Source organism: Spongiibacter sp., from assembly GCF_041602295.1.
GTDB lineage: Bacteria > Pseudomonadota > Gammaproteobacteria > Pseudomonadales > Spongiibacteraceae > Spongiibacter.
Genome location: NZ_JBFIGO010000009.1, coordinates 50,386 through 68,011, shown reverse-complemented (window position 1 = coordinate 68,011; position 17,626 = coordinate 50,386). Strand labels below are relative to the sequence as shown.

The following is a 17,626-nucleotide window of genomic DNA, read 5'->3' as shown; positions in this document are numbered from 1 at the left end:
AGCAGACCAAACGCCTGGGGAATATGGCGCAGCGGCAGTAACCGCAGCCCCACCATCAAATAGGCGCCGGTGCCGAGAATCATCACCAACATCGGCCAGCCCCAGACCAGGCTATTGAGTTCGCTGATCAGCGCAGTAATGGTTTCCATATAAAAGCCTTATCGTATTGTTATTGCGCTTCAGTCAGCCGTTGAGAAAATCAAAGTGCTGGCGATGCGGGAACAAACCAAAAATACCGCCGGTGTGAACAAACACAATATCGCCATCATCACCGAAACGGCCGCGCTCACGCTCGCAGAGCATGGCGTGAAATGCCTTGCCGGTGTATACCGGGTCCAATACCACACCTTCGCAGGCCGCCAAGTCGGCAATGCAGCGATACACCTCCTCGTCCGCTTTGGCATAGCCCGGCCCCACATAGCCATCAATCACCTTCACCGACAGCGCGCCAACATCAATATCGAGGTGGTAACGTTGCTGCCAGTCTTGCAAGTCGTGGCCCACCTTGTTGAGAAACCAGGCCTCGTCATCGCAAACATTCACTCCCCACACCTGAGCACCGGGAATATAGCAATGCGCACCGGCGCTGAGTCCGGCCTGCGTGCCGCCCGAGCCCGTTGCGCAGATAATATGCCGGGGGCTGATGCCGCTGCGCTGACAGTCCGCAGCCAGCTCCTCGCTGGCCTTAAAATAACCCCAAACGCCAATCGCATCCGATGCCCCGGTGGGAATCACAAATGCCCGGCGACCCTGCGCCTGATAGTGGCTCTGCCAGTGAAGCAATAATTGATCCAGTTCACGCTGATACTGCTGGGGGGGATATACGCTGATCTCGGCACCGGCCAGTTGATCAAGCAGTAAATTGCCGTCGCCCACCGCCGGCGGCTCACCGCGCAGTATTAAATGGCAATGCAGGCCAAGCTGTGCGCACAGCAGTGCGGTGGCTCGGCAGTGATTCGATTGCAGACCTCCGCAGCTGATCACCGTGTCACAGCCCTCTTCGCGGGCCTGGGCCAAATTAAACTCCAGTTTGCGGATTTTGTTACCCGACAGGGCACAGCCGGTGAGGTCGTCGCGTTTCAGCCAGATTCTCGGCCCCGGGCGTTGCTGCTGGAGGCGATCAAGCGCTTGCAAAGGCGTGGGCAGGTTGGCCAGGTTCAGCCGCGGAGGATTTACTTGAATGGGGTCACTCATCACAGACTCGCTGGTAGGCAGGTATAGGAAGAGCCGCAGACAGAAATAAAAACGGGGCGCTCAATGCGCCCCGTCGTTGTCGTTTATATCGCTTTCAACGTGCCCTTGGGCAGCACTGCGTGCACTGCCACGCGCTGGAACTTCAGCTCCACGTTGTCGGCAACGCTGAGCACCACGTAATCGTCATCCAGCTTGGTCACCTTGCCGAGAATACCGGCGCTGGTCACCACTTCGTCACCTTTGGCCAGAGCCGCAACCATTGCCGCATGCTCTTTCTGACGCTTGCGCTGGGGGCGAATCGCAATAAAATAAAACAGACCGAACATCACTACCAGAAAACCGATCTGGAACAGCTCGCCACCCGGAGGGGCACCTGCCGCACCGGCAGTTTGGGCGTGGGCCTGGGAGATAAAAAAGCTCATTGTGTATCCTTAACTAAGACTAAAAAAATCATTGGGCGACGGCCGCCACAGGGGAAATCATAGTACACAAGGCCCCGAATCAAAGCGAGACATCGTAGTCCATTATAAAGGGAGAATGATCGGAAAAACGCTCTTCTCTGTATACCCAGGCATCGCGAATGCTCGCCACCAGTCCCGGGGTAATCACTTGGTAATCTAAACGCCAGCCCACATTGTTTGCCCAGGCCTGCCCCCGATTCGACCACCAAGTATAAATTGCCTCTTGGTTGATCTCGCGAAAAGCGTCAACAAACCCGGCTTCGCCATAGAGCTTGTCCAGCCAGGCGCGCTCATGGGGTAAAAACCCCGAGTTTTTGCGGTTGGCCCGCCAGTTTTTCAGGTCGATCTCTTGATGACAAATATTCCAGTCGGCGCAAATCACCAATTCCCTGCCCTGCGCCTTCAACTCGACAAAGTGGGGGTAGATTTGCTCCAGGAAGGCATCTTTTTTCTGCTGGGCTGCCTCACTGCTAGACCCCGAGGGCATGTAGAGTGAAATGACACTGAGCTGATCGTAATCGGCGCGAATATAGCGCCCTTCGCTGTCGGCCGGGTCCCAGCCAAGCTCGCAAACAAACTGACTGGGCGCCTTTTTGCAATACATCGCCGTGCCGCTATAGCCCTTCTTTTCGGCATCGCTAAAGGCCACGGTATAGCCCTCGGGATGAAACACGGGGTCATCGAGCTGATGCTGTTGCGCTTTCGTCTCCTGGATACACACCACATCGGCATCCTGCTGCGCCAGCCAATCAAAAAAGCCCTTGCGGGCAGCGGCGCGAATACCATTAGTATTGGCGGTGATAATACGCATAAAACATTATTCTCCCGGGACCGCTGTCCCGCTAACTGGCGGCAAAAAAAACGCCGGCTAGCTTAACAAATGCGCCATCGCCATTGGCAGAAATTCTGCATTTAGCGGGGCAGATATCCGCCAAGTGGACATTTTTTCCCGCCAAATTCAACATATTCTCGGCGGTCAGCTTCACCCATACAGAGCATGTCACCCCGCCATTGTTCGCCTAGAATCGATAGCAGATAACAGCCGCCAGGCGGCACCATAACAAGACTGAAATAGGAAACCGTCCACATGAGCAGCACTTCAGCCGAGCAGCTTTTGCAAATCGAAGCCATCAAGCGTCTTAAATACGTTTACCTGCGAGCGGTCGACACCCACGACTGGGCATTACTGGAAAGCACCCTGACACCAGACTGCGTGGCCCGTTACGACGGTGGCAAATACAGTTTTGACGACCGCAGCCAGCTTATTGCCGGTCTGCGCGGCCATATGGACAGCCCCAAGGTGCTCACCATGCACAACTGCCACCACCCGGAAATCGAACTACTTGGCGACGGCGAGGCGACCGGAAAATGGTATCTACAGGACTTGGTGTTCAACCAGGAACAAAACTGGATGCTGTTCGGTACCGCCATTTATACCGACCACTATCGACTGCAAGATGGCGAGTGGAAAATCTGCCGCACCGAATACGAGCGCATCATGGAGGCGATTAATGCCCCCATCCCCAGCACGCTCAACTTCACTCACAATATGTTTACCAGCAACAAATAAGGCAGGCGCCCAATGACTTCAATTGCACAAACGCTAAAAGACTGTGAAGCCCAACTTTGTGCCGCCGGCGCCCCCTATGAAATGGAAGAGGTCGTCGTGGGCGGCCAAAGCTACCGCCAATTTAAGCAGGCGCCCAGCACATTCCGCGAACTACTAGACGGCGGCCGCCAGCACGGCGACGCCGAATTCCTGGTCTATGCCGAGCCCGGGCAAACCGAGGAGCGGCGCAGTTTTAACGCGTTCTACCGCCGCGTCGACGCACTGGCCTACCAGCTGATCGAACACTACAAGCTACAACAGGGCCAGCGCGTTGCCATTGCCATGCGCAACTACCCCGAATGGATGGAGGCTTACACCGCTGTTGCCTCTCTGGGCGCCATTGTCGTACCGCTAAACAGCTGGGGAACTGCTGAAGAGCTAGAGTTTGTCCTGCGCGACAGTGCCGCCGACATCGTCTTCTGCGACCAGCGCCGCCTTGAGCTACTATCGCCGCTGCTCGCCGACCTGCCCTGTCGCGCCATCGTCGCTCGCGGCGAGGCGACGGCGCAGGCAGAAAGCATGGAGGCGCTAATCACCGGCGCCGAAGGGCGCGCCATGCCCCAGCCGTGGCAGTGTCAGCCCGACGACCCGGTGCAAATCATGTACAGCTCGGGCACCAGCGGCAAACCCAAGGGCGCACTGTCGACACACCGCAATATCACCCAGGCAATCATCAGTTTCGAGGCGCAGGCAATTATGTCGGCAATGGCCAACCCCAAAGCCATAGAAGCGATGTTTGCCGGCGGTAATGCCCCCTGCTCACTGTTATCGGTTCCCCTGTTCCATGTATCGGGTTGTTATGCGGCCTTTCTGCTGAACCTGCGCGGCGGCCGCAAGATCGTGATGACCTACAAATGGGATGCCGGCGACGCACTGCGCTTAATCGAACAAGAGAAAGTCACCATTTTCAGCGCCGCGCCGTCCATGGTTATCGACCTGCTTCAGCACCCGGACTATGAAAACTACGACACCAGCAGCCTATTCTCACTGGGCGGTGGCGGCAGCGCCTGCCCACCGACATTCAAGCGGGTCATTGATGAGCGCTTCGAACAGGCCTATGTCGGCACCGGCTACGGCATGACCGAAAGCAATGCCATTGGTGCAAGCTGCAGCGGCCTCGCCTATGAATACCAACCCGGCTCTGCCGGCACGCTGTCGCCACTCGTCGATTTTAAAACCTGCGACGAACACGGCAATGACCTAGCGCGTGGCCAACAGGGCGAAATTTGGCTGAGATCGGTGTGTAACATCCGCTCCTACTGGCAGCGACCAGAAGCCAATGCCAGCCAGTTTAACAACGGCTGGATGGCCACAGGGGACATCGGCTACCTCGACGAAGAGGGCTTCGTTCACTTGGCTGATCGCGCCAAAGACCTGATTATTCGCGGCGGCGAGAATATCTACCCCGCAGAAATAGAGGGGGTACTCAGCAAACACCCGGCGGTGCTAGAGTCTGCGGTCTTCGGCCTGCCCGACGAACGAATGGGTGAAGCCGTTGCCGCGGTGATACGCCTCAACGACGGCCAGTCCGTTTCCGCGGACGAGCTGAAGGACTTTCTCGGCAAGCAACTCGCTGCCTTCAAGCACCCTCAGCACATAGCCTTTAGTACGGCACCACTGCAGCGCAACGCCACCGGCAAACTGTTGAAAAAGCAAATCAAAGCCGATTACGCTAAACTGGCGCAAGCGTAAGACGACGGCCCGGCGATACCGCCGGGCCGTCTGCGGAGGTTGGCCATGAAGTTTTTTTCAGAACGTCGCGCGCGCAAAATTCTCGATGACGGCGCGCGCCAAACCGACGAAACACAGCTGCAAAAGACTCTCCAGCAGCGACAACGCATTCTCGACAAGGTATTGACCAGCCCTTCACTGGCACCCTATTTGAACCAAGTGCGCACGCTATTCAGACTGATTCAGGATTACCTGCGCGGCGACTACCGGGAAATCCCCTGGTGGTCACTCGGCGCGGCGGCAACCGCACTGGGCTATATACTGATGCCACTGGACGCCATCCCTGACTTCATTCCGATAGCCGGTTTTTTGGACGACGCGCTAGTATTAAAAATTTGCCTGGATATGATCGCCCGCGACTTGCAAAACTACCGTCTCGCAAGAGGCGATAACGAGGAAAACACCGAGTCTCAAGACGCCCCTTGAAGCCCTGCGGTGTCGCCAGCCAGAATAAAGTTAAGCCCTGCCGGCGGCGGGCTGCCCGTCAACACACAGCGACAATAGCGCACTGCATCATCGACCGTTTCACAAGCAACATAGGTCATGCCGGAGTCTTTGTAGGAAAAGTCCAAGGCCTTGCGATCGACCTTATTGCAACCGACATAAACCTGCTCGACACAGCCCTGCAGTTGACACCACAGCGATAATTTCGGCTGCGCCGCCGTCACTTCTGGAGTGTGAAGATCGTAGTCTGTGTAATCCACCACCCGGCACCAGGGCCGCTTTTGATACGCCTCGACCACCTTTTCCAACTCCTGAAAATAGGTCATCGCGCCCTCAAGATTCCACGCGCCGCGCAGCGTGACGATGACAATATCGCCCTCGGTGCGGATCGCAAAGGAACCGTGTGCTTCACCGGCCATACGCTTACTCCGAGTTCCGGTTACCTGCTTGTTTTTAACAGACCCTGGCGGCGCTAGCTATGCGTATTTGTGCTGGGACTCAGTTCAGCGCCAACTCATCGAGCAAGGCCAGTACGTCTTCGTGATGGCTCTTGGTTTTAACCTTGGCCATCACATGCTGAAGCCGGCCATCCTTGTCGATAATAAAGGTGCTGCGCAGAATACCGTCGTATTCCTTGCCCATGAACTTCTTCGGCCCCCAGGCGCCGTACTTATCGGCCACCGCATGATCCTCATCAGACAGCAGGGTAAAGTTCAGCGGCGCCTCTTCCTTTTTGGGGTTTTCCTCAAATTTTTTCAGTTTGACCACCGGGTCGGGACTGACCCCCAGCACCACGGCATCGCGCTTATCAAATTCGCTGCGGCTATCGCGAATGCCACAGGCCTGCACGGTACAACCCGGGGTTTTCGCCTTGGGGTAAAAATATAATACGACATGCTTGCGGCCCCGGTAGTCCTTGAGACTCACGGTCTTGCCATCTTGGTCTTGCAAACTAAAGGCCGGCGCCATATTGCCGATTTTAGGAACTGCCATTTTACTACCCCCTAGTTACTCATTATCACTATCGTCACTATCCGCCAGCTGCACATCCGCGCGGTCGGTAATCGCCGCCGGCAGGGCTTTTTTGACCTTGGCACCCAGCTTCTCCAAACGCGCCACCCGGCCCACTAAATTGCCCCGCCCTTCTGTCATGCGTTTTATGGTTTTTTCATAGGCGCCCTGACCGCGCTCCAAATGCTTGCCGATATCCTCTAGCGATTCCACCACTAAGGCAAACTGGTCGTGCAGGGCGCCGGCCTCCTTGGCAATTTGCTCAGCATTGCGATTTTGCCGCTCATAACGCCAAATACTCTGCACGGTGCGCAAGGTCGCCAGCAGGGTGGTAGGCCCCACCACAATGATATTTTGCTCATAAGCGCTGCGAAACAGCTCAGTATCATGCTCAAAGGCCGCCATAAACGCCGCCTCTACCGGTATAAAAATAAACACAAAATCCAGCGTGCGAAGACCCTCTATGTGTTGATAGGCCTTGGTCGACAACCCGGAGACATGCTGACGCACCGACTGCACATGCTCTTTCAAAAAACGGCTGCGCTCCGCCTCATCTTCACTGCTGCAGTAACGCTCGTAGGCTAGCAGCGAGACCTTGGCGTCGATAATAATGTCCTTATCGTCCGGCAACCGCACAATCACATCTGGCTGGCGGCGGCGTCCCTGCTCATCGGTAAAACTCTGTTGGGTGTCGTACTCGTGCCCCTTGCGCAGCCCCGATTCCTCCAGCACCCGCTCGAGGATCACCTCCCCCCAGTTGCCCTGCGCCTTGTTATCGCCTTTCAAAGCACGGGTCAGATTGTGCGCTTCACGGCTAATATTACCGTTCATTTCCTGAAGCGTTTTCAATTGTTCCCGGAGTTCGCCGTGCTGCCGGTTTTCAATGTCGTAGATCTGGTTAACGCGCTCCTGAAAGCCTTTAAGTTGTTCCCGAAACGGGTGCAGCGACTGCTGCAGGTTTTGCTGATTACTCTCGCTAAAACGCCGGCTTTTTTCGTCGAAGATTCGGTGCGCAAGCTGTTCAAACTGCTCGCTGAGGCTTTCCCTGGCCTGCTTCAGCAGCGCGATCTGCTCACTGCTGGCGGTTTGCAGGTGCCGGTAGTCGCTTTCTTTGCTCGCCAGTGCCGACTGCGACTGCGCCAATTTTTCGCGGGCATCATCTCTCTCGCGCTCGATCAATTGCAGCTGCTCAAGCTGACTGCTCTGGCGCTCCACCGCTATGGCCTCAGCCTGCCTGGCTTCCACAGCTCGCTGCTCGGCACTGCGCAACTCTTCGCGGATCAGCTGCTGTTCAACCTGCAGGCTGGCCAACTGTTGAGCGAGACTGTCGCGCTCTCTCGCGGCGAATCGCCGACTGAGTAAACTGCCGGCAAGAAGTCCGAGCGGCATACCCAGCAAGGCTATGACAAGAAGGAAAAAATTTAAATCATTCATCGTATTAAGGCAGGAAGCTCAAAGATTAATGAGCACTGTACAGGGTCGTTGCGACGCTGTCAGCCGTATCACGAATGGTCGAAGTTCCAATTCACATGTTCAGCCCACAGCGGCCCCGGCTTGCCCAGGCGAATAGGATAGTCGTTGCGGCGGCGGTCGTCGAAGTAGTCGACCAAAATATCGGTGACCACCGGAAAGGCCAGCTCCGACCAGGGGATCTCGTCTTCGCTAAACAGGCGACTCTCCAGACTTTCTGGGCCTATGCCAAAGTCGCCGTCGAGCTCGCCGCGAAAAAATACGTAGACCTGATTGATATGGGGAATATCAAACAGCCGGTAGAGACTTTCGTTTTTAACCTTGGCATCGGCCTCTTCGCGGGTTTCGCGCAGGGCGCCGGCGAGCATGGTCTCGCCATTTTCCATAAAACCGGCGGGGATGGTCCAAAAGCCCAGCCGCGGCTCGATGGCCCGCCGGCAGAGCAGCACCTTGTCGCCAACCGTGGGCAGGCAGCCCACAACTACCCGCGGGTTCTGGTAGTGAATGATCTCGCAGTGATCACAGACGTAGCGCGGCCGGTCGTCGCCATCGGGCACCTTCAGGCTGACTGCCGCTGCACATTCACTGCAATACTTCATCGACAAGGCTGCTCCGCTGGGGGCAAAGTCTCAGCGCAGCTCCTGGTAACCACCACCGTGAAAAACCAGCGGCTTTCCAGTAGGGCTCAGGTCCATCTCTGTAACTTTACCAACAAGAATCAAATGATCCCCGCCATCATAGCGCTGCCAGATATCACATTCAAAGCTGGTCAAAGCCCCGCGCAAAACTGGCAGGCCGCTTTTACCAATGCGGTAGTGGTCTTTATCGAGTTGGTGCGCATCTTTCTTGGAGTACTGGTTGGACAGCGCAACTTGTTCTTGGGTCAGTACATTAACGGTAAAACCCTCGGCGGCTTCAAACGCCGGGAAGCACTCTGAGTCATTGCGCAAACTCCACAGCACCAAAGCGGGGTCCAGCGACACCGAAGCAAAGGAGTTAACCGTCATGCCAAAGGGCTCATAGCCACGAGGGTTGGCAGTGATAACGCAAACACCCGTGGCAAATTGGCCTAGGGCATTGCGGAAAGTCCGGGGATCGAAGCTCATAAAAATCCTGTTATCAGTGGGTCATAGCCGACCTGCTTACGGGTCGGTCTTGAAAGGGGTTGAGTATACCTTGGCTTAACGGCAAGCAGCGCAATCACAGCTCGTCCATATGGCCGACACAATTCTACCAGCGCTCAGCGGCGGCGTCGTCGCTGTGACGCGCATCCACCCAACGACTGCGACCATCGACAAGCTCTTCCTTCTTCCAAAAGGGCGCGCGGGTTTTGAGAAAATCCATAATAAATTCACAGGCCGCAAAGGCCGCGTGGCGGTGGGTAGAGCTAACCGCCACCAAGACGATCTGGTCTCCGGGCTGCAACGCCCCCACGCGATGAATCACCGTCGTTGCCAGCAGCGGCCAGCGGCTGGCGGCCTCGTGGATGATCGCTTCAATACTTTTCTCGGTCATCCCGGGGTAATGCTCCAACAGCATGGCGCGCACTGCGTCGCCCTCATTGTGGTCACGCATCACCCCAACAAATTGCACGATTGCGCCGCTAGCGGCCGTGCGCAAGCGCCCCAGCTCAGCGCCCACATCAAAATCGCCTTCCTCAACCAAAACGCGAATATTCAACTTTAACCTCCTGTTACTGGAGGAAAAAAAGCAACTTCATCATTCTCTTTCAGCAGCTGCTCGTCAGTGGCAACCTGCTGATTCACAGCACACAAAATATTGTCCTGTGTCAGCGCCTGCTGCCAACTTTCACCGCGCGCCGACAGCGCCCGCTTAAGGCCGGCGACATCGCCGGCATAAGCCAACTCCAGCGACGGCGTGGCCAGGGTTTCGCGCAACTTGGCAAAAAACAGCACTCGTATCATCGCCGCGCCCTACTCCTGTGCCTGCCAGTCGCCAGAGCGACCGCCACTCTTGCTTAGCAGGCGAATATTGTCGATGCGCATACCTTTATCGACCGCCTTACACATATCGTAGATGGTCAGCGCCGCGACCGAGACCGCGGTCAGCGCCTCCATTTCCACACCAGTTTGCGCCGCCAGCTTACAGCGGCTGCGAATATGCACCGCACTGGCCGCCTCATCGATAGCAAACTCCACTTTTACCGAGGACAACATCAAGGGGTGACAGAGCGGAATCAGATCACTGCACTTCTTGGCCGCCTGGATTCCAGCCAAGCGCGCCACCCCGAGCACATCGCCTTTTTTGTGATCGCCGCGAGCCACCATCGCCAGGGTTTCCGCTTGCATATGCACCGTGCCGGCAGCCTCTGCCAGGCGCGAACTCACCGGTTTATCCGTCACATCCACCATAGTGGCGTGGCCCTGGGCGTCAAAATGGGTAAAGCGTTTTTGCGTCACGTCATCACCCATAGCGGCTATCCGCCACAAAAGGATTGCTTTGGCGCTCATCGCCGAACGTCGATGTCGGGCCGTGTCCCGGAATAAATGTGACATCATCGCCCAGCGGCCACAGTTTTTCCCGAATGGAGTTCACCAGAGTGTCGTAATCCCCGCGGGGAAAATCGGTGCGGCCAATGGAGCCTTGGAACAGCACATCGCCCACAATGGCCAACTTGCTCGGCGCGTGAAAGAACACGACATGACCCGGCGTATGACCCGGACAGTGGCTGACTGACAGCTGCTGCGCCCCAAACTCGACCATCTCGCCGTCGTTCAGCCAGCGGTCTGGCTGAAAGGCATCGGCGTGGGGAAAACCCGACATTTGACACCACTCCGGCAATTTGTCGATCCAAAAAGCGTCTTCCTTATGCGGACCGATGATTTGCACACCGTATTTCTGCCGCAAGGTGTCGGCCGCCGCGCAGTGATCCATATGACCATGGGTTAAAAAAATCACCTCCAACTTGCCGCCCAGCTGCTCGATCGCTGCTTCTATGCGGTCGATATCGCCACCGGGATCCACCACCGCGGCCTTGCCCGTCTCTTCACACACCAATACCGAACAATTTTGTTGGTAGGCCGTTACCGGCACCATCGCACATTTCATCGCCTTTAAAACCCTTGCGTCACATTGCCCTAATGATAAGCAGTCAGCGGGCAATATCATAGCGCGCCACAGGAATTTACTGGGATGGCACAGGACTTGCTGCATGAGTTTCAAGCAGCGCGGCCTCGCGCCCGCTGACACAGGGAGGTGTGTCGATACGCAAGGTGGACGCAACTTCTATTTGAGGACAACTTATTATGCAGCGTGCTTTCGCATACTCCCTAGCTCCGATCGTGCTCTCCATCGCCGCCTGTGGTGGCTCATCAAACCCAGGCAATACCAACAGCGGTAACACAGAGACTGGCCCACGCGAGACATTCGTTTTAGAGGAAGCGACAACCGCCGCGGTTCACGCCGCCTTTCGGGGTGAACTCGACACCGAAAATGGCGAAAGACTTACCTGCGAAACACTGGCCAATATGTATATCCAGCGAATTTTTGCCTACAACGACAATCCGCAGCTAAATGGCGGGCTGCCGATCCGTGGCGTGCTGGCCATCAACCCCCAGGCCCTCGCCCAAGCCAGAGAGCTCGACGCCGCCTACGCGCGCGACGGCGGCATTGGCGATCGCCCTCTGCACTGTATGCCGGTATTGCTAAAAGACAATTACGACACCTTCGATTACCCCAGCAGCCAGGGCTCCTACAGCATGCTGGGCCACCAAGCGGGTGTCGACGCCCACTCGGTGAATGGGCTACGTCGCGCTGGCGCGCTTATTCTCGGCAAGGCCAATCAAGACGAGTTTGCGTTTTTTACTACCGGCTTTTCCAACCGCGCAATACAGGTGAGCAACCCTTACAACACGTCGGAAAGCCCCGCGGGCTCGTCCTCAGGAACCGGTGCCTCAATTGCCGCCAATTTCGCGCTTGGCGGCACCGGCAGCGACACCTGCCAGTCAATACGCCACCCCTCTTCCGTGAACGGCCTGGTGGGCATACGGCCGAGCCTGGGGGTAATTTCCCAACACGGTATTTTCCCGCTCAGTCACGAGCGCGACACCGGCGGCCCGATGACGCGCACCGTGATGGACGCGACATTAATGCTCGACGCCATGTCTGGCGTAGATCCCCGCGACCCGAAAACACTGAACTATCCCACAGAGTTACGCCCGAGCAGCTATACGCAATTTCTAGATAGGGAAACCCATGGTATTGCCGGACGAAACATTGGCGTGGTGCGGCAATTGGGTACTAATGGCAATGCCGCAGGCAGCGGTGCTCAGGGCGATTTAATTGCCGCCGCGGTGGAAAAAATGCGCGAAATGGGCGCCAATATTTATGACGTTTACCTGCCCGATTTTGAAAACCGTGGCGCCGGCTCGCGCCATTACGATATGAATCAGTATTTCCAGAGTTTTGAGGAAGAAGGCGGTAACAGCCCCCGCGGCTGCGTCAGCAGCCTGGCTATTGACGCCACAGGGCGGGACGAAATCGCGCACCAACGCAGCACTTGCACCGACATCGAGGGCATTCTGGAAACTGGCCGGGTCGGCCCGCGCACTGCGGCGCTCTTTGGTCTCGTCGCCGCCGCAAGTCCCAACCTCGCACCGAGCCAGGCAGAACTTGATGGCATTGTCGAAATGCGCAATTACACAACGGCGGTTATGGACGCGCTGATCGACCAGGACGGCGAGCCAGTCTTTGATGACATCGGCGAGCCCGTGCGCATTGATGCACTAATATTGAGCCCCGGCCCAACCGGAGGGCGCACCTGTGATTTCGGCTCGACTACTCAAATGGGTTCTATTGTCGTACCCGTTGGCTTCGACGACAGTGTTGGTGTGCCGCGCGGTATGGAGATCCTTGTCAGGCAGTTCGATGAGGGGCTAGGTCTGGGTATCGCCTACGACTACGAGCAGGCAACCAAACACCGCAAACCACCCGAAATCACCCCCTCACCCGCGGCGAGCAACGAGACTATTGCCAGTTTCAACAGCCGCCTTCAACAGGCCTTGAGTGAAGCGACTCGAGCGGCCCCAGAAGACCTGCCACTCGAGCACTATATTAAAGTGCTGCAAGATATTGGTGGCTAGGCCCACCCGCTGGGTATGACGAAGCCGGCGAAAACCCGGCTAGTCTACTTGTAAAACACCCGACCGCGATAAACTCTCGGAGTAACCGCCGCCGTGGATGACGCATCGACTACCCCGCCATCCACGGTCATTTTTTGCCCCCGGTAAGTGATTTCCTTAATACTAATTAGACTGCCCGCGCTGGGTGCCCGATCCAGCTTTCGCCCCGCCATGATCAGCACTTCCTCAATTGCGTGGCGCAGCGCCTCGTCGCCACAACGCTCCCCAAGGGCCGACAACATATCGAGCAGTCCCGGGTCGGCAAGCCGAATGCGAATCCCAAACTCAGTGTAGATAGTTGCGCGCAATTGCTGCAGCCGATTAACCATTTCCGGGGTATATAACATGATGCGTCCTTAGATGCAGACTGCTGCGTCAGCAGTGAATGACTAGCGGCAATGCAAAAACTGCTCCATAAGCCCACGCAAATACCACTGCGGCGCAAACGCCATTTGCCAAGGCGACAAAAATCCCTTAGAGTAGCCGCCCTCAAAACATGCCGCTAATAGCTTGGCGAGCAAGAGTTTTGGTGAGGTGTCCGAGTGGCTGAAGGAGCACGCCTGGAAAGTGTGTAATGGGTCAAACTATTCGAGGGTTCGAATCCCTCCCTCACCGCCATTAATAAAAAAACCCGGCCTTGCGCCGGGTTTTTTTATGCCTTTGCTTTGAGCCGCGATGATTACGCCCTACTCGTGCGCGTGGCTAATCGCCTGCTGTCGCGCACAACCGACCAGCCCCGGGTATTCGGCGAGCACGATTGCCAGTGGTATTTGCGAACAAATGGCACTAAAGCGTCCTTTTTCTTGGAAGTTGCGGCGTATTTGCTCGGTATCAATCACATCGAGCATCTGCGGAAGTATTCCACCAGAGAGATAGACCCCCGCATATGCACCCACCGCCAGGGCTGTATCGCCGGCTACCGCACCGAGAATGGCACAGAAGTCGTCTACCGCACGCCGACAATAGACATCGCCAGCACGCGCGCCGGCGGTGACATCCGGCGCGGCCAATTCCTTTTCCAGGCCATCGAGTCGGCAATTAGCCCAGTAGAGATTCGCCAAGCCTGCACCTGACAACACCCGCTCGACGGAAACGCGTTCGTACCGCCGCCACAACTGGGCAAGCACATTGGCCTGGTGTTGATTGGTTGGCGCAAAACCGATATGACCTCCTTCCGAGGGAATAATATCGCCAGACGGCAACATCGCCGACACGCCCAGGCCGGTGCCCGGCCCAAGCACGGCGACAACACCGTTTGGCTCAGCCTCGGGTCGCGGCCCACCAATCCAGTGCAGCTCGTCATCCAGCAACGCACTCACGCTTAATACCTGCGCGCTGAAGTCATTGATAACAATAACCGGGACACCGAGTTCACGCTCTAATTCACAACGACTAAACGCCCAGTGATTGTTGGGCAAGTCGATCCAATCCTGCTCTACCGGGCCGGCAACAGCAAAACAAAGGCTCTCAATATTTGCCACATGACCAAGCGCCGTATAGGCGCGCACCGCGTCAATAAACTGGGGGAATTGACTACAGGGGAAAACCTCTATGCCTTGCAGCGTAGTTTGCCCCGGCTGAATATAGGCAAAGCGAGCATTGGTGCCACCAATATCAGCGACGACTTGCAGCACTTGTTGATTATTCTGACTCACCGATACTCCCCTTTCCCCTACCGTCATAAATGGTCAATTTCTGCGTCATCTATTGTTTGATGAATGCACGGCGACTGCGTGTTATCGCACACTGCCAGCGACAACAGCAGTACCCGCCAAGCGCCGCTATCGCGTAAAGAAATAAGCAGAGGTCACCTTCGCAGAGTTATATCACTGGCATCACATCCATCAATACAATTCCAGCTACCCACGCTGCTGGCCAGCCGGTGCGACACGTATTAGAACTTATCTAGCGACATACAACAATGTGTCCACGCGGCTAGCTACACCGCCAGCAGGCCAGTCGAGCGATGGCAAAAAACACCCCCGATGCTCATCCATTCAGAGCAGAGATTTCGACACTGGGCCACTGCTAGAATTTTTACAGTTTACTTATTGAACAGTGGCGACTATCGCTATCGCGTCAGAACAGATGGACGCCACTGATGCCAACAAGGCGGCTTGCGTCCGCTGGGAGCAAGCTGCTGGCTAGCGCCACCCATACACCCATTAGGTAAATCGCCTATGGCAGCGCTGAGCATTGGCAAAAAAACCACAAGCTCCGCCAAAACAAAAACACCTTCCGGAAATGATTGCAGCTAACAACTCACTCTTGAATGGCAACCGCACCCTCCGCAAGCCACTCTAGGTAAGTATTGCCGGCGATACTCCCGGGCGGTCAGTTAGCACAAATATAACAAAGGCCTCGCATGACACAGACAGCAACAAAACTCGTAACGCAGATTACGCTGGCGGCCAGCTTCGGCGGCCTGCTATTTGGCTACGATACCGCCGTAATCTCCGGCGCCATATCATCCATCGATCAGTATTTCATCGCGCCTCAGGCCCTCGGTGAAACCGCGGGCAACAGCCTGCTTGGCTTTACGGTATCCAGCGCCTTATTTGGCTGCATCATCGGCGCGGTGGTGGCCGGCTGGCTGTCCAACAAACTGGGGCGCAGAAAAACCCTGATTATTGCCGCACTGCTATTCATCATGTCGGCTATCGGCTCGGCGCTGCCGGAGATCGGATTTGGCGCCATTGGGCAGATGGGCCCCGATGCCTTGAAGATATTCACCTTTTACCGGGTCATCGGTGGTATCGGGATTGGTATTGCCTCGATGGTATCACCGCTGTATATCGCTGAAGTCGCCCCCGGGCATTTGCGCGGACGCCTGGTGTCATACAATCAGATGGCGATTGTCACCGGTATTGTGCTTGTCTACTTCGTGAACTGGTTTATCGCCAAGCAAGGAGACTCTTCCTGGCTGAACGACATTGGCTGGCGTCTCATGTTTGCCTCTGAAATGATTCCTGCCACGCTGTTCTTGATCCTGCTGCTACCGCTGCCCGACAGCCCTCGTTGGCTGGTACTGAAAGACCGCAAAGACGAAGCGCTAAGCTTGCTTCACAAGCTTGAAGGTGAGCAACAGGCCCCGCATACCCTGGCTGACATCCAATCCAGCCTGATTGAACACACCCGCCCGCTGTTTAGCTTTGGCATAGCGCTGATCGTTATCGGTGTCGTGCTATCCATTCTTCAACAGGCGGTTGGCATCAATGCGGTGCTCTACTACGCCCCGTCGATTTTCGAGAATATGGGCTTCTCGGAGCAATCCGCGCTGCTGCAAACAGTGCTCGTCGGCGTGGTGAATATGGTGGCAACGGTTATCGCCATTAACACGGTCGACCGCGTCGGCAGGAAGCCGCTACTGATCATCGGCGGTATCACGATGGCCCTAGCCATGGCGGCACTGGCTACCTGCTTCCAAATCAACGCCCTGGGTTTTGCTGCCCTGCTGGCAATGCTGTTGTATATCGCCGGCTTCGCCATGTCCTGGGGCCCGGTCACCTGGGTACTGCTGTCGGAAATTTTCCCGACCTCAATCCGAGGCAAGGCACTTTCCATCGCGGTTGCCGGCCAATGGCTGGCGAATATTGCCGTTTCTTGGTCCTTTAAGGTATTGGACGGCAACAGCTTCCTGATTGCCGAGTTTAACCACGGCTTTGCCTACTGGCTCTACAGCGGCATTGCCATCTTGGCGGCATTCTTTGTCTATCGCTTTATCCCCGAAACAAAAGGCCGCACGCTGGAAGAGATTGAGCAAATCTGGTCAAAAGAGCGGACCGTCGACAATGATGGCCTCGATGTTCGCGAAGCGACCTAGTTAGCACCAGCCCCGGTGGAGGACTCCCGCCGGGGCTTTCAACACCGCCACCTCCCCGCTTTTACACGACCGCCCACCCGCGCTCACGGCTCGAATGCCGAGTCTGCTTATAGCGACAGTCGTCCCGGCATTGTGAAATTTTGCTCTGCCCGATATGATCGCCACCGCCCGCTTGGGCCGCCCAATTGAATAACCATCACACGCTGTAGAGAGCCCCATGGAAAAGCTGATAGAAAAACTGATGTATTCATCGCGCTGGATTATGGCGCCCATTTATCTGGGACTGAGCCTGGTGCTCTTTGCACTGGGCATTAAGTTTTTCCAGGAAATACTCCATGTATTCCCCAGCATTTTGTCGATGAAAGAGGCGGATCTGATCCTTGTCACCCTGTCACTGATCGACATTGCCCTGGTGGGAGGCTTAATCGTGATGGTGATGTTTTCGGGCTATGAGAACTTCGTTTCGCAATTGGATGTCGACGAGGGCAGCGACAAGCTGGGCTGGCTCGGCAAGCTGGATGCCGGCTCACTCAAGAACAAGGTCGCGGCGTCTATCGTGGCAATTTCGTCGATTCACCTGCTCAAGGTGTTCATGAATACCCTGCATACGCCCAACGACAAGATCATGTGGTATTTGCTGATCCACATCACCTTTGTCGTGTCGGCATTTGCCATGGGCTATCTGGACAAACTCACCCGGAACAATGGCTAAACGCAGCTGCGCGCGCCTAACGGCCCGCCT

20 protein-coding genes and 1 tRNA gene are annotated in these 17,626 nt (G+C 56.3%); 7 read left to right on the top strand and 14 right to left on the bottom strand.

Going from position 1 to position 17,626, the window contains the following annotated elements; genetic code table 11:
* Positions 1-183: 183 nt before the first annotated feature.
* From ABYM29_RS03470 to ABYM29_RS03460, 3 genes are all read right to left on the bottom strand, one after another.
* Positions 184-1,194: a 1-aminocyclopropane-1-carboxylate deaminase/D-cysteine desulfhydrase gene (locus tag ABYM29_RS03470; protein WP_372862150.1), complete on the bottom strand. Its 1,011-nt coding sequence runs from the start codon at positions 1,192-1,194 to the stop codon at positions 184-186.
* A gap of 83 nt (positions 1,195-1,277) precedes the next feature.
* Positions 1,278-1,616: a preprotein translocase subunit YajC gene (yajC, locus tag ABYM29_RS03465; RefSeq protein ID WP_372862148.1), complete on the bottom strand. Its 339-nt coding sequence runs from the start codon at positions 1,614-1,616 to the stop codon at positions 1,278-1,280.
* A 79-nt stretch (positions 1,617-1,695) separates the two neighbouring features.
* On the bottom strand, positions 1,696-2,466 hold the full coding sequence (locus ABYM29_RS03460) for an exodeoxyribonuclease III (protein ID WP_372862145.1): 771 nt from the start codon (positions 2,464-2,466) through the stop codon (positions 1,696-1,698).
* 276 nt (positions 2,467-2,742) lie between these two features.
* Here ABYM29_RS03460 and ABYM29_RS03455 point away from each other — a divergent pair, with 276 nt between their 5' ends.
* The 3 genes from ABYM29_RS03455 to ABYM29_RS03445 are packed head-to-tail and all read left to right on the top strand — an operon-like array spanning position 2,743 to position 5,421.
* A complete protein-coding gene (locus tag ABYM29_RS03455; RefSeq protein ID WP_372862142.1) occupies positions 2,743-3,225 on the top strand; it encodes a nuclear transport factor 2 family protein in 483 nt (160 codons plus the stop codon).
* Positions 3,226-3,237: 12 nt separating this feature from the next.
* Positions 3,238-4,956, top strand: a complete 1,719-nt coding sequence (locus ABYM29_RS03450) for a class I adenylate-forming enzyme family protein (RefSeq protein WP_372862139.1) — start codon at positions 3,238-3,240, stop codon at positions 4,954-4,956.
* 45 nt (positions 4,957-5,001) lie between these two features.
* Positions 5,002-5,421 (top strand): YkvA family protein, encoded by a 420-nt coding sequence (locus ABYM29_RS03445; protein WP_372862136.1) that lies wholly within the window; start codon positions 5,002-5,004, stop codon positions 5,419-5,421.
* On the opposite strand, the gene ABYM29_RS03440 is transcribed toward ABYM29_RS03445, so the two are convergent.
* From ABYM29_RS03440 to ABYM29_RS03400, 9 genes are all read right to left on the bottom strand, one after another.
* Positions 5,406-5,858, bottom strand: coding sequence for a hypothetical protein (locus tag ABYM29_RS03440; RefSeq protein WP_372862134.1), 453 nt, complete (start codon positions 5,856-5,858; stop codon positions 5,406-5,408). The genes ABYM29_RS03445 and ABYM29_RS03440 overlap by 16 nt on opposite strands.
* A gap of 79 nt (positions 5,859-5,937) precedes the next feature.
* Complete coding sequence (bcp, locus tag ABYM29_RS03435) at positions 5,938-6,432, bottom strand: thioredoxin-dependent thiol peroxidase (RefSeq protein ID WP_372862131.1); 495 nt, start codon at positions 6,430-6,432, stop codon at positions 5,938-5,940.
* Positions 6,433-6,447: 15 nt separating this feature from the next.
* Entirely contained in the window at positions 6,448-7,839 is a 1,392-nt protein-coding gene (gene rmuC / locus ABYM29_RS03430; protein ID WP_372862128.1) for a DNA recombination protein RmuC, read from the bottom strand.
* Between the two features lie 113 nt (positions 7,840-7,952).
* A complete protein-coding gene (locus ABYM29_RS03425) occupies positions 7,953-8,519 on the bottom strand; it encodes an NUDIX hydrolase (RefSeq protein WP_372862125.1) in 567 nt (188 codons plus the stop codon).
* Positions 8,520-8,549: 30 nt separating this feature from the next.
* Complete coding sequence (locus ABYM29_RS03420; RefSeq protein ID WP_372862122.1) at positions 8,550-9,026, bottom strand: flavin reductase family protein; 477 nt, start codon at positions 9,024-9,026, stop codon at positions 8,550-8,552.
* A gap of 124 nt (positions 9,027-9,150) precedes the next feature.
* On the bottom strand, positions 9,151-9,600 hold the full coding sequence (gene moaE, locus ABYM29_RS03415) for a molybdopterin synthase catalytic subunit MoaE (protein ID WP_372862120.1): 450 nt from the start codon (positions 9,598-9,600) through the stop codon (positions 9,151-9,153).
* 2 nt (positions 9,601-9,602) lie between these two features.
* The gene (gene moaD, locus ABYM29_RS03410; RefSeq protein WP_372862118.1) at positions 9,603-9,845 is read right to left on the bottom strand and encodes a molybdopterin converting factor subunit 1; all 243 of its coding nucleotides are present in this window, start codon (positions 9,843-9,845) and stop codon (positions 9,603-9,605) included.
* A 9-nt stretch (positions 9,846-9,854) separates the two neighbouring features.
* Positions 9,855-10,352, bottom strand: coding sequence for a cyclic pyranopterin monophosphate synthase MoaC (moaC, locus tag ABYM29_RS03405; RefSeq protein WP_372862116.1), 498 nt, complete (start codon positions 10,350-10,352; stop codon positions 9,855-9,857).
* Positions 10,345-10,989, bottom strand: a complete 645-nt coding sequence (locus tag ABYM29_RS03400; RefSeq protein ID WP_372862113.1) for an MBL fold metallo-hydrolase — start codon at positions 10,987-10,989, stop codon at positions 10,345-10,347. The genes moaC and ABYM29_RS03400 overlap by 8 nt, the downstream gene beginning before the upstream one ends.
* A gap of 419 nt (positions 10,990-11,408) precedes the next feature.
* Here ABYM29_RS03400 and ABYM29_RS03395 point away from each other — a divergent pair, with 419 nt between their 5' ends.
* Positions 11,409-13,022, top strand: coding sequence for an amidase family protein (locus tag ABYM29_RS03395; protein WP_372862110.1), 1,614 nt, complete (start codon positions 11,409-11,411; stop codon positions 13,020-13,022).
* Positions 13,023-13,066: 44 nt separating this feature from the next.
* Here ABYM29_RS03395 and ABYM29_RS03390 read toward each other — a convergent pair whose 3' ends face one another.
* Positions 13,067-13,408 (bottom strand): hypothetical protein, encoded by a 342-nt coding sequence (locus ABYM29_RS03390; RefSeq protein WP_372862109.1) that lies wholly within the window; start codon positions 13,406-13,408, stop codon positions 13,067-13,069.
* 181 nt (positions 13,409-13,589) lie between these two features.
* On the opposite strand from ABYM29_RS03390, the gene ABYM29_RS03385 reads away from it, so the two are divergent.
* Positions 13,590-13,679: transfer RNA gene (locus ABYM29_RS03385), tRNA-Ser, on the top strand.
* A gap of 68 nt (positions 13,680-13,747) precedes the next feature.
* Here ABYM29_RS03385 and glk read toward each other — a convergent pair.
* Positions 13,748-14,716, bottom strand: coding sequence for a glucokinase (glk, locus tag ABYM29_RS03380; RefSeq protein WP_372862106.1), 969 nt, complete (start codon positions 14,714-14,716; stop codon positions 13,748-13,750).
* 710 nt (positions 14,717-15,426) lie between these two features.
* On the opposite strand from glk, the gene xylE reads away from it, so the two are divergent.
* Both xylE and ABYM29_RS03370 read left to right on the top strand, forming a co-directional pair.
* Complete coding sequence (xylE, locus tag ABYM29_RS03375) at positions 15,427-16,884, top strand: D-xylose transporter XylE (protein WP_372862104.1); 1,458 nt, start codon at positions 15,427-15,429, stop codon at positions 16,882-16,884.
* A 217-nt stretch (positions 16,885-17,101) separates the two neighbouring features.
* On the top strand, positions 17,102-17,596 hold the full coding sequence (locus tag ABYM29_RS03370) for a TIGR00645 family protein (RefSeq protein ID WP_372862101.1): 495 nt from the start codon (positions 17,102-17,104) through the stop codon (positions 17,594-17,596).
* Positions 17,597-17,626: the final 30 nt, after the last annotated feature.

Coding starts and splice junctions, on each gene's coding strand:
- ABYM29_RS03470 (WP_372862150.1), bottom strand. CDS start 1,194: ATGAGTGACCCCATTCAAGTAAATCCTCCGCGGCTGAACCTGGCCAAC.
- yajC (WP_372862148.1), bottom strand. CDS start 1,616: ATGAGCTTTTTTATCTCCCAGGCCCACGCCCAAACTGCCGGTGCGGCA.
- ABYM29_RS03460 (WP_372862145.1), bottom strand. CDS start 2,466: ATGCGTATTATCACCGCCAATACTAATGGTATTCGCGCCGCTGCCCGC.
- ABYM29_RS03455 (WP_372862142.1), top strand. CDS start 2,743: ATGAGCAGCACTTCAGCCGAGCAGCTTTTGCAAATCGAAGCCATCAAG.
- ABYM29_RS03450 (WP_372862139.1), top strand. CDS start 3,238: ATGACTTCAATTGCACAAACGCTAAAAGACTGTGAAGCCCAACTTTGT.
- ABYM29_RS03445 (WP_372862136.1), top strand. CDS start 5,002: ATGAAGTTTTTTTCAGAACGTCGCGCGCGCAAAATTCTCGATGACGGC.
- ABYM29_RS03440 (WP_372862134.1), bottom strand. CDS start 5,858: ATGGCCGGTGAAGCACACGGTTCCTTTGCGATCCGCACCGAGGGCGAT.
- bcp (WP_372862131.1), bottom strand. CDS start 6,432: ATGGCAGTTCCTAAAATCGGCAATATGGCGCCGGCCTTTAGTTTGCAA.
- rmuC (WP_372862128.1), bottom strand. CDS start 7,839: ATGCCGCTCGGACTTCTTGCCGGCAGTTTACTCAGTCGGCGATTCGCC.
- ABYM29_RS03425 (WP_372862125.1), bottom strand. CDS start 8,519: ATGAAGTATTGCAGTGAATGTGCAGCGGCAGTCAGCCTGAAGGTGCCC.
- ABYM29_RS03420 (WP_372862122.1), bottom strand. CDS start 9,026: ATGAGCTTCGATCCCCGGACTTTCCGCAATGCCCTAGGCCAATTTGCC.
- moaD (WP_372862118.1), bottom strand. CDS start 9,845: ATGATACGAGTGCTGTTTTTTGCCAAGTTGCGCGAAACCCTGGCCACG.
- moaC (WP_372862116.1), bottom strand. CDS start 10,352: ATGGGTGATGACGTGACGCAAAAACGCTTTACCCATTTTGACGCCCAG.
- ABYM29_RS03400 (WP_372862113.1), bottom strand. CDS start 10,989: ATGAAATGTGCGATGGTGCCGGTAACGGCCTACCAACAAAATTGTTCG.
- ABYM29_RS03395 (WP_372862110.1), top strand. CDS start 11,409: ATGTATATCCAGCGAATTTTTGCCTACAACGACAATCCGCAGCTAAAT.
- ABYM29_RS03390 (WP_372862109.1), bottom strand. CDS start 13,408: ATGTTATATACCCCGGAAATGGTTAATCGGCTGCAGCAATTGCGCGCA.
- xylE (WP_372862104.1), top strand. CDS start 15,427: ATGACACAGACAGCAACAAAACTCGTAACGCAGATTACGCTGGCGGCC.
- ABYM29_RS03370 (WP_372862101.1), top strand. CDS start 17,102: ATGGAAAAGCTGATAGAAAAACTGATGTATTCATCGCGCTGGATTATG.